Source organism: Priestia sp. D51 (genome assembly GCF_053345675.1).
In genome coordinates this window covers 1-10496 of the sequence record NZ_JBLTIR010000024.1, presented here as the reverse complement: position 1 = coordinate 10496, position 10496 = coordinate 1, and the positions used below count along the sequence as shown (strand labels likewise).

The following is a 10496-nucleotide window of genomic DNA, read 5'->3' as shown; positions in this document are numbered from 1 at the left end:
GTCAACTTAAGTTGACTAAATAAGCCTTTAGGCAATCAAACGAGGTGAAACAAATATGTGTTGTTGGAATTTCTTTGGTTGTGGATGTAGACGTCGTAGAAGCTGTTGGGACAACTACAATAATAACAACGGTGGTTGTGGTTGCGGCCGTGGCAACTACGGTGGTAACTATAACAATGATTATGATAATGGATATAACTATAGTGGCGGCCATGGTCAAGGTAGTAACTGCAGAGATCGTCATGACAGTCATAAAAATCACCATTCAAATTGTAATTGTAAACGTCATTCAAATTATTGATTTTATAGATAAAAAGGCTTGTTCAGCTACTTGGACAAGCCTTTTTTAACGTTCAAATTCTGAGCCTTTATCTTTAAACCTGTTTATATTAGTACTTCTCATCCTTTTAAGCTCATGTCGCTGCTGCGCTTGTTCTTCACTGCGAGTAGCTTGTTGGATGGCATCAAAGATGCCTGAGATCGTTCCTATGACCTGTTCTTTAGTTTTTATCTGCTTTTCTATAGCTGGGATGACATCTTTCTCAAGCTCTCTAATTTCGCTTTGTCGCTTGTTCAAATCATCTGGTCCTTTATATCCTTTTTCCTTAAGGTTCGCTTTGTAGTGATTTGCTTCATGCTTCAATTCTTCGTAATGTTGACGTGCTTTGTTTGAAACCAATCGTTTGGCTGTCTCACCAGGGCTATTACTTAATTTCTCAAGTTCTTTTTCTGTTCTTTCAAGGCTTGTAACTTGACTCTGCATCTTATCTAGATAATCTTTTTCTGTTTCGAAAATCTTTACATTTTTCTTTAGTTTGTACAACTCATCTTTTGGATTGCCAATCGCTTTTTCGATAACCTCTAGTGTTACTGGCGTCTTTTTGGCCATATCAATATGTTTCTCGAGTTTTAAGGCATTGTCATAGCTCAAGTGTTGTCCGGCTGTTTTTAAATCAGGATAATGTGAGCTTACTTCACGGATTTTAGCCATTTTAATGGCTTCTTCTGCTTGTAACAATACCTTCGTTTCCACTTGAATTTGCTTTTTTTCGTACTTAATTTGATGCTGACGGTCTTCTTTCTGTTGGGAGAAATCTCTATAGCGTTCATAGAACTCTTCTTCATTTGAAAAACGTAGAGATTCTTTATACTTTTCAATGCTGCTTTCATAGTTTGCTTTATTGCTTTCAAGGTCAGAGATTTTATCAAGATAACGACGTTTCATCATATTATTTTCTTTCAGTTTAAACGGATTAAGCGATCCCTTGAGTTCATCTACTTTCTCTTCATTCTGCTTAATTTCACGCTCCAGAGCCCTCACACGGTCATAATAATTGCTGACGTTCAGGAATTGTTGCTGTTGAACATGAAAATGGCGCTCAATCGGATCATGACGATCGCTCATTTTGCGTAGTTCGTCATGGCGCTTGTAGATATCGTCTAAGGAAACGACTTGTTGATTTAAGAGAGAAGCCGCCTTTTGAATATGTGTTTTTTCAATATCTGTAGAGAAGCTAAATTGCTTCTCTTTTTCTTGCATCTTTTGTAGATGAGCTTCTTTTTGGCGACGGTAAGTCTGTAAGTCGACAACTACTTGATTGTATTCTTGGCGCTCTCGGTTAACTTGGCCGCGCTCGCTTTGTTTCCCTTTCTTCTCCATGTCGTGAGCGACATGCCCTAAATGGATGGTTGGAAGAACTTCAAGACCACGATTCTCATGAGAAAGGTGCGTGATGCGCTTCTTGCTTTGGGCTTTCTCCAACGCTTGGTTGGCATAATTCGCCCATTGCTCACGAATGGATAAGCAGCCTTCGCTGTTTTTAACGTACCCACGATTGTTTTCTTTAGCATTCGCAAAGTCTGCATTCCAGTCACGATTCTTTTTGCCAAACCCATCTTGATTCAGATTTCTCATCGTCAACATGATATGAGCGTGAGGGTTATTCGTATCGTCACGATGGATGGCGATGTCGGCCACCATTCCTTTTTGAACAAACTCATTTTCTACAAAAGACTGAATGAGTTCTTTTTGTTGGTCGTGATTTAACTCAATTGGCAATGCAATGTTTAATTCGCGCGCCAATTGTGAGTCTTTTCGTTTCTCTACTTTTTCAACTTCATTCCATAAACGGTTCCGATCTTTTATCCATTCTGGCGAATGAGAAGGAGTCAGAATCATGGTTTCCGGTTGTACATCACGAGTATAAAACTTTTGCTCATCCGTACGTTCATCATGTAACTTTTCGCCACTGCGATAAGCAGCTGCCGCAACAGCTGATTGTCCTTTTGAACGGCTGATAATTTGCATCGATAGATGGTAAATAGCCATGATTCGTTCCTCCTTTCTCCAGAATGCGTTTATGTTTTAGGAATAAGTTGATGAGAGCACAAAGTGCGCTAAACAACGTTTTTGATGAAATCAGCATCATGAACACCGAAGGTGTCAGATGGTGGTTTCATCTTTGCCGATAGGCAAACAGATTTTATGAAATTCGCCATCTAGGCGAATGAGTCTTTATTTTTGTCTTTTCGTTCCGAAGGAACCGCACACATCGGTACGATGTATAAGTGCGCCCTTATCTCTTCGATCTAAGGGAATTATACCATATCCTGGTGAGAGAATCCATGCTGAGGATACCAATTTATCTCAATTTTTGATATAATCAATTCAAACATTAGAGAACATAAAAAGGAGATGAGGATGGGTGCCAAAGAAGCGAACAGACGAGGAAATTCTTCAGGAGTTAGAAGAGAAAATTGAGAAGATGAAAGCGAAGAAACAACAAGTTGAAGCGCGTAAAAGAGAAAAAGAGAGAAAAGAAAGAACAAGACGACTGATTCAAGTCGGCGCGATCTTTGAGAAACACTTTGAGATTCAAAGTGAAGAGGAAGCAGAAAAGATTGCAAAGGCACTGCAATCCTATGTAGGGAAAAATAAAGATAAGATTTTGCATCATGATGTAGTTGTAAAAGAAAAAATAAAAGCAGAAGCTGAAGTAGCTACTGCCGAAGAATAATTTATATTATAAATTATCAGAGTTTCAAATTGGCTATCTTAGTTTATTCAAACTAAGATAGCCAATTTGAAACCTTGTATTTCTTATACTATTCAATATCAATTTCTCGTTCTTTATTTGGAAACTCAACTAGGTTGCCTGTCGTTTCTTTCTTTTTGGGCTTTTGAGTTTTCGGTTTTTTGACTACAATTCCTTCAATCTCATCCCCATTACTATCTACTAACGTCACTAACTCTCCATCAGTATTACGGAAATTGATATACAAATTCGTTTTTGAAAGACTTACATCATACTCGTCCATCAACCCTTGTAATGTACTGGCAATAAGTTCAGGTGTAACTGGCTCTTCAAATTTAATCCGCATTTTCCATCCCCTCATTTTTGTGGTAGCTGACACTTATATATATTAGTCTAGTATGTTATCTCCAAAACTCCCACCACTTCTTTTTGTTATCTTCCTGGGAAGCAGCCACCATTTTTTTAGTTTCTCTGATGTCCCGCATAACTTGAATAAGGATTTCGTCTCTTTTTTCAGTTCCTGTATCGTCATCCATTCTTTCAAGCAATGTTTTTTTAAGCTCATAAACTTCTTGAATTTGACTATCTTTAATAGCCTGTATCTCGTTTTTAAATGTTTGTTCTTGTTCCTGAAGAAGCCTTACAAAGCGTTGTTCTTGCTCTTTTAAAAGTACACTCATTAGCGTCATAGCGTCATGACTACTAGCATCTTTTTCGGTCATGACGTCATGACCATCTATGTCGTTTCCAGTCATGACGTCATGACCCATTGGCTCTATTTGCTTCTTGTTGGCCGTCCCTATCTTCCTTGCTACAGACTCAATGGTCATACCGTCATAACTGATTAGCTCTAAAAACATCTCCAAAGCTTTTATGTCTTCCTCTGTAAAAAGGCGATGTCCTAAATTGTTTCTCTGAAAAGAATACCCTTCTTTTTCAAGACTAAAAACGTATTTTTTAAAGACAGAATCCTTAAGATCTAACCTCTTTAAAACTTCACCCGTTTTATAAACAAAGTTATTCGTATCAGACATAACGTCATGCCCCCTCTCTAATTCATTCGTCATGACATTATATTAGCCCTTCAATTAAAGACCTGGCAAACGAATATATTTAAAGAATGCCCTGATGAACGGCGGCCATCTCACTTAGAATTCATATTAATTTCTAAAAAGTATAGTTTTAGATTATTTTTATAAAGGGACTTTTTGCTTAGGCGGCCATCCCTTATATGCCTGAGTGTAAGGGGTGGTTTTTAAGATGTTTAGTCCGTTCAATAAAACTATCTACAAAGTTTGCCATTGCTTTTGTATCGTCACGCTCTAAAAGCTGATTATAGGCAATGGTATAAGCTAATTTATGCATTTCTTCAGTAGAAAGGTTACGCCCTTGTTTTATGTAATCTACAAGTTTATCAAAAGCAATATGAGCAATATCTTGCATAATAGTTCTATCAACTGATACACCAAAGTTCTTCATTGCAAGCCAAATACGTCCGTATAGAGACTTAGTTTGATTGCCAAAGAAAGCTTGATATTGTTGAAGTCTTTTAGGAACCATTTTTATATAAGGTTTACGCTTAGATGTTTCTCTACTCATATTTAGATGTTTAATATTATGTAATTGTTTTAAAAAGGTTTTGTTTTTTTGGTGTTGCATATTTGAGTTTTCTTGTGTTGTATTTTGTTGAATTTGATCATTTTCTTTGGCTGCTTCTTCTTTTTGGATTGGTTGAATAATAATCGCATTACTTGTTTGCTTCATGTCACTTCTGCGTTTCATTTCTAGTTGCTTAATAATTCCTAGATCCTCTAAATGCTTACACACACGGATAATAGTAGCGCGACTTTTACCAACTAATTTGCCAATGTTGTTTTTTGTTAAGAAAGAAACGCCTAGGTGTTTCGCTGAATGTCCATGTAAGACTTTTAGTACTGCAATGTGAGTTTTCTTTAGGGTGTTTTTATTTATCTCTACGTGAGATCTTACTGTTTCATTTAGCTCTTCAATAGACTTAAAGGATGATAAGTTTTCGTATGTTTCTACACTTGCAATAATCTCAATTTTTTCTTTTGCCATTTTCATTCGCTCCCTTTTATGGAAAACGAAAAAAGACGTGATACCGTTTTACAGGTAAACACGTCTTTTAAAATGATAAAAGAGTATAGAACTTCCCCTTGTTTTTAATGTAATTCTATCGTAAAATGAACATAGAATTAAACTAAAGAAAAGGTGAAGCAGGTGTTTACCGTAGTGTGTTTACGGTGGACGGTTGAAGAAGGGCCCTAATCCTTCGACAACACGCTTTGCCTTTTTCGATTTTCCGATCATGTAATTGATATAATCATAGCAAACTCTACCAAGTTTAACAATGGAATTTTTAGATAATTTAAGCATATATCCGTTTTTTTTTCGCTGTATCTTATGAAACAGATTTTTATGTTTTCGTATTAAATAAAAAAGAGCAACCTCATCTTTGTCATAGGAGATTGAGGTTGCTTTTTTGCTACGTTGAAATTTGTAAAATAGTCTGACCTTTAATGTACCATATTATGGTCCCGAATGCTATTTTTTGGGTCTGAAGCATATGTATAAAAGGTGCGCTTTTTATTCATCTATTTGTCACTCAGCCCGAGGCCAAACATTGATAAATCAAGGATGTATAAAAAGCTGCATAATCGATAAAGAGGACCCTTTTGAGAACCTTTGCCTCCCAAGGGTTCTCTTTTTTGATGTGTTCCGGAAAGAGGTATTATGTTAACTTGTTTTGCATGTAATATACATATTTAGAAATGGTTTTATATGGTATTATTGTATTTGATTAGGGGGGATCGATTGAGTATTAACAAAGAATTCAAGTCTATTTTTTTAACAATTTTTTTATTAGTAGTCACTCTTATTATTTTTACTCTTGGTAGAACGTTTCCTAATGCTATTGGCAGATTAGATATTACTTTATGGATATATCTGTTTATAGATATTGGGTTTATTGTTTCTCTAATTTTAGGGATCAGAACTAAAACTCCAAGAATTATGTGGTTCAGTATTATAGCAAATGGGATATTAATTATTTTATTGTCTGCTTTTATGTTTCTATTAGCTATTGCTTATGGGATTTCTGGACCCTAAATATTCAAGAAAGCCTTATAGAGAATTATAAGGCTTTTTAAGTTCCTAGAATGTGGATTATGGTAACTAGATATTGATAATAGATTCTTATCAGAAGACACGATATATCGTGTCTTTCTAGTGGTATAATAAGGTAATAAATATGATTTAAAAAAGTTGTTTTCTACAACAACTTTTTTAAATCATATTTTTATTTCACCTAATTTTTTTACTAAATAGTGATCTTTTTCTCAATGTAAACTAAGCGTTGTCATATGAATACCAAGGGTTTATCGCTTTATGTTGATTAAAATCATAAACTAAATGTGAGGGAGGAAGCTAAGATGAGACTTGCTGAACAAATTAAAAAGATACGTAAAAACGAAAATCTTTCACAAGAGCAGTTAGGCCAAAAAATGAATGTTACCAGACAAGCAATTTATAAATGGGAAAGTGGAAAAGGATACCCTGACATTCAAAATTTAATCATGCTAAGTGAACTATTTGAAATTAGTCTTGATGAATTAATAAAAGGAGATCGTTCGTTGCAAGGTAAGATTAAAGTAAAGGGAGGAACAGGTATGTTTTCTAATCGTAGTCTTTTATCTGCATTAAACTATTTTAGTTTGTTTTTTGCCCCACTTGTATTTCCACTTATTACACTAATATTTGGCTATAAAGAAATGAAGCGGCATGGAAAAAGAGCCTTTATATCTCATTTGATACCAATTGCGACTCTTATCGTGATAGGAATTAGTTATTACATATCTGCAAAACTAGCTGGAACACAGACACCTAATTCTATATTAGTTAGTGGTGGTAGCATTTTAATTATTCTCATTATGTTTGGTGTTGTCGTGTGGAACGTAAAAGAAGGCGTTAAGCAACTAAAAGCATAAACAGTTTTTATAATACGTTTTATGTTAACTGAAAATGTATGGAGAATCCAGGTTAAAAACAGAAAAACTCCCTATTTCCGTAGGGAGTTTTTCTACTACAAGAATTATCACATAGGTTGATGCGTTGCGGCATCATGGGTAGTGTGCTCAAATTATTGTTTGATATTCAGATTGCTTATTAATAGGCACTGTATTCATGTTAATTTGTCTCAGTACATCCTCATATTTGAAATCCTGATCAATCTCTAGAATTATTTTTTCTGAGTCATCTTTATATTTTTGAATTAGTTTTAATAGCAATGGACGTACATGTTTATCAAATATATTTAACTTTGTTACACCTCGTTTTAGAACTTCTAAGTCATTTGTACCTAACCTTTTATGACAGCGTTCTAAACACACTTTAAAAGGTACATCTAGAAAAATAATAATATCTGCTTTTTTAAATCTTTCTTCATATGTTTCTTTATAACCCCAACCTTCTACTATCCATTTATCTTTATCTAATAATTTGTTTAGTTCTCTTGAGAAATGTCTGATTTGTTGCCTAGTAGGAAAAGGAGTTGTTTTTAAAAATTTCAGTTTTTCATCCATTTCAAAGAATGGAAGTGAAAGATTTTGGCTTAACTTTTTCCCTAGAGTAGTCTTCCCTGCACAACCATTTCCAATGATACATATCTTAGACATATTTCACCTTCCTCTTTGTAATCGACAGTTAAATTACTGTCCTAATCACTGTTATATATATGTCTTATATGTGGGACATTATTATTTTTTAGAGTCAATATAAACTAAAAGAAGGCTTAAACCTTCTGCTATACTAAGTATTTACTTCTGATAAATGGTTTTATGTTAACTACGCACACATAAGATATGTACTCATGAAACAGAAAAACTGCCATCGGGGAAGAGGCAGTTTTTCTGTTTTGGATGTTATACAATTTTGGCCGTAAAGTGATACTTCAGGGCGTACAAAGAATCTTTGATAGTTTGCTCCTAGAAAAGTAAATTAATTCATGATGTTGACTTGCATGTCTATACGCTTTTCACTTCTCAAGAGGAGCAGGATTGTATTCACTCAAGTGAGCAAGATCTGTATAAATAGAAAACACTAGAAGACTAATACAAATAACTCCACCAATTAAGAAAAACAGATATTTTAAAAATGGTTTCATCTTTCGATTATTCCTTTCAAATAAAAAAGCACCTTCTCTCTAAGGTGCTTTTTTAGCTCTTATCATCAATACTTTACATTGTGATTTTGAAACTTTAATCAATCTTGAGTAGCTTGCTCTTTGCGTGATGTTTTTATTCAAAAGTAGGAACATCTCTTTAAATCGTTAAAACAAAAAACTCTCGGTTACGATTCTCCCAAGAGTTTTTTGTATACAACCAAATACTTCAAATCATAACATATAGAGACTTTATGCCATCGTAAATATCATGTTCAAGTATTAAAGAAATTATGTGATGTATATGATTACACATGCTATTATTGAGCACTCATTTTTTGATTGTATGTATACCTTTCTTACGTAAGTTGAAGAACAGAAAACACTACTTCATCTAATTGTTTAGTTAATTTTTTCAAGTAGTATTTTCTGCTTTCCATTCTTTAGTTTGTAACAGTGCGAATGACCGAATAGACGCTGTAAAGCGTCTTTGCTAGTTTTGTCTACCCAGGCTATTTTCATACTCGTATAAGAGCAAACAACTCCCAAATCGGTCCATTCGGGAGTTGTTTGCTAGTTTAATTCATAAAAGGGAGCATGTTGAGTCCTTTTTTAAAATTAATATCCTTGTAAGCAATATATATATGATTATTTGTTACAAAAGTCTTGTATACATTAGGTACATACACCATATTTCCCACATATAATGGTAGTGTGACACGGATATTTCATTAAATTAGTACGGCCCTTAGACATGTCCCTATTGGTCAGAGTATTGTTTAGTGGGAGAGGTTCACTCCTGAAAAAGCTCAAAGATTTTTTGAGCTTTTTTATCATTTTATTTAAAATTTGTGAGTCGGAAACATCATGCTGCATTTGAATGCTAGCACTATGCTCTTAAAATAAAAATGTGGGCTAGTAGTATGTTTGTAAAAAAAATCTTAAATACAATTGTGATGAAAGAAATTAGATGATCAGTATGATGTAAGTGCTCGTAGGATTCAATTGAAGATTAAGAAAGTAGGCTATGAATGAGACAATAAGGCAAGTATTTATAGCTATGTTGAAGAAGAATTAGAACCTTTAGATGTTAATTTTATTGCGTTTATCTCTAAAAACAGTAAAACGCTAGTACAAAAGATCTAACTACTAGTAAAACACCAGCTAATAGCTAGCTTTTTGAATAAAAGCGAAAGTACTAATACTAGTTCTTAAAAAGCTATTACAGTTTCTAGCACAGTAGATACTAAACAATGTATCGCTGTTTAGCATATAAAGTTTAAAAAATGGCATACTAAAACTAATGCTAGGAACTCAAGTAAAAGGCGCTTTCCTCTAAAAGAAAGCGTCTTTTACCTATAATGAAAATAGACAATGTCTTGATATTGTTTTCCCATAAATAATTTATACGAAAACACCAAAAAAGCCACTGGACCTAGACAGTGGCTTTTTTGGTGTTTAATGCAGGAAATAAACGAAACATCTTACATACACGATGTTTTGTCGTTAGGGTCAGTGTAACACAGGTAATATGTACCATCAAGCTTAAGATATGGTATTTAAAATCCAAAGAAAAACCACCTAGGAGAAAAGGTGGCTTTTATATTGCACGACGTTTATCCAATGACACCTGTTGGAGTCACCAATAGTGTGCTCAAAATTTTTATGCCTATTCACTACCAGTATTAATTACTTTTCTTATTTGTCCTGGTCAAATAATCCGTAAACAAAATAGTAGCAAACGGAAAAGAAGAAACAATAAAGAATGTTAAAAACGCCTTAAATATTTTGCGGTTTATGTACATGGTATTCACCTTTAAAAAATGACATAAATGCAAAAAGCTATCTGGGGAAGAGATAGCTTTTCTACTGATAAACAAATCGGGTTTTAAACGGAGTCTAAAAAGACTTCTAAATTAGTTTAATCTCCTTACGATATTCTATACGTTTAAATTATAAGAGACTTTCCATTCCAATTTGTAGGTAACAATTAGAGTAGTCATCCGTGGATTTTCAACTAGTAATGAACCTTTATAATAGGACGAGCATATGATAAATCTATGCAAATAATCTTATTTGCGCTATTTTCATGCATAAAGGAGGGATAATGATATGTTAGATTTAGGATCATTACTTTCCACAATTATCGGTCTATTAGGTGGTATTCTTTAATAAAAGTAGAGTCAACTTAAGTTGACTAAATAAGCCTTTAGGCAATCAAACGAGGTGAAACAAATATGTGTTGTTGGAATTTCTTTGGTTGTGGATGTAGACGTCGTAGA

The 10496-nt window shown here is 34.1% G+C and carries 10 protein-coding genes; 4 read left to right on the top strand and 6 right to left on the bottom strand.

Going from position 1 to position 10496, the window contains the following annotated elements; genetic code table 11:
* The first annotated feature begins 44 nt into the window (after positions 1–44).
* On the top strand, positions 45–350 hold the full coding sequence (locus ACNHOZ_RS28575; RefSeq protein WP_447697444.1) for a hypothetical protein: 306 nt from the start codon (positions 45–47) through the stop codon (positions 348–350).
* Here the strand turns inward: ACNHOZ_RS28575 and mobQ are convergent.
* Entirely contained in the window at positions 347–2329 is a 1983-nt protein-coding gene (mobQ, locus tag ACNHOZ_RS28570) for a MobQ family relaxase (RefSeq protein ID WP_447697443.1), read from the bottom strand. The genes ACNHOZ_RS28575 and mobQ overlap by 4 nt on opposite strands.
* Before the next feature lie 376 nt (positions 2330–2705).
* Here mobQ and ACNHOZ_RS28565 point away from each other — a divergent pair, with 376 nt between their 5' ends.
* Positions 2706–3017: a hypothetical protein gene (locus ACNHOZ_RS28565; protein WP_098113931.1), complete on the top strand. Its 312-nt coding sequence runs from the start codon at positions 2706–2708 to the stop codon at positions 3015–3017.
* An 88-nt stretch (positions 3018–3105) separates the two neighbouring features.
* On the opposite strand, the gene ACNHOZ_RS28560 is transcribed toward ACNHOZ_RS28565, so the two are convergent.
* From ACNHOZ_RS28560 to ACNHOZ_RS28550, 3 genes are all read right to left on the bottom strand, one after another.
* Positions 3106–3381: a hypothetical protein gene (locus tag ACNHOZ_RS28560; RefSeq protein ID WP_098113932.1), complete on the bottom strand. Its 276-nt coding sequence runs from the start codon at positions 3379–3381 to the stop codon at positions 3106–3108.
* A gap of 55 nt (positions 3382–3436) precedes the next feature.
* Entirely contained in the window at positions 3437–4069 is a 633-nt protein-coding gene (locus ACNHOZ_RS28555; RefSeq protein ID WP_176521466.1) for a DUF3967 domain-containing protein, read from the bottom strand.
* Positions 4070–4262: 193 nt separating this feature from the next.
* The gene (locus tag ACNHOZ_RS28550) at positions 4263–5114 is read right to left on the bottom strand and encodes a helix-turn-helix domain-containing protein (protein WP_098113934.1); all 852 of its coding nucleotides are present in this window, start codon (positions 5112–5114) and stop codon (positions 4263–4265) included.
* A 756-nt stretch (positions 5115–5870) separates the two neighbouring features.
* On the opposite strand from ACNHOZ_RS28550, the gene ACNHOZ_RS28545 reads away from it, so the two are divergent.
* Both ACNHOZ_RS28545 and ACNHOZ_RS28540 read left to right on the top strand, forming a co-directional pair.
* Complete coding sequence (locus tag ACNHOZ_RS28545; protein WP_154992621.1) at positions 5871–6164, top strand: hypothetical protein; 294 nt, start codon at positions 5871–5873, stop codon at positions 6162–6164.
* A gap of 323 nt (positions 6165–6487) precedes the next feature.
* Entirely contained in the window at positions 6488–7042 is a 555-nt protein-coding gene (locus tag ACNHOZ_RS28540; protein ID WP_447697442.1) for a helix-turn-helix domain-containing protein, read from the top strand.
* A 147-nt stretch (positions 7043–7189) separates the two neighbouring features.
* Here ACNHOZ_RS28540 and ACNHOZ_RS28535 read toward each other — a convergent pair whose 3' ends face one another.
* Together ACNHOZ_RS28535 and ACNHOZ_RS28530 are read right to left on the bottom strand one after the other, a co-directional pair.
* The gene (locus ACNHOZ_RS28535; RefSeq protein ID WP_447697441.1) at positions 7190–7729 is read right to left on the bottom strand and encodes a shikimate kinase; all 540 of its coding nucleotides are present in this window, start codon (positions 7727–7729) and stop codon (positions 7190–7192) included.
* A gap of 359 nt (positions 7730–8088) precedes the next feature.
* On the bottom strand, positions 8089–8217 hold the full coding sequence (locus tag ACNHOZ_RS28530; RefSeq protein ID WP_447697440.1) for a hypothetical protein: 129 nt from the start codon (positions 8215–8217) through the stop codon (positions 8089–8091).
* Positions 8218–10496 lie beyond the last annotated feature (2279 nt).

What these genes read in the sequence shown, in the direction of transcription:
- mobQ (WP_447697443.1), bottom strand. Translation starts at nt 2,329, where the DNA reads ATGGCTATTTACCATCTATCGATGCAAATTATCAGCCGTTCAAAAGGA.
- ACNHOZ_RS28560 (WP_098113932.1), bottom strand. Translation starts at nt 3,381, where the DNA reads ATGCGGATTAAATTTGAAGAGCCAGTTACACCTGAACTTATTGCCAGT.
- ACNHOZ_RS28555 (WP_176521466.1), bottom strand. Translation starts at nt 4,069, where the DNA reads ATGTCTGATACGAATAACTTTGTTTATAAAACGGGTGAAGTTTTAAAG.
- ACNHOZ_RS28550 (WP_098113934.1), bottom strand. Translation starts at nt 5,114, where the DNA reads ATGGCAAAAGAAAAAATTGAGATTATTGCAAGTGTAGAAACATACGAA.
- ACNHOZ_RS28540 (WP_447697442.1), top strand. Translation starts at nt 6,488, where the DNA reads ATGAGACTTGCTGAACAAATTAAAAAGATACGTAAAAACGAAAATCTT.
- ACNHOZ_RS28535 (WP_447697441.1), bottom strand. Translation starts at nt 7,729, where the DNA reads ATGTCTAAGATATGTATCATTGGAAATGGTTGTGCAGGGAAGACTACT.
- ACNHOZ_RS28530 (WP_447697440.1), bottom strand. Translation starts at nt 8,217, where the DNA reads ATGAAACCATTTTTAAAATATCTGTTTTTCTTAATTGGTGGAGTTATT.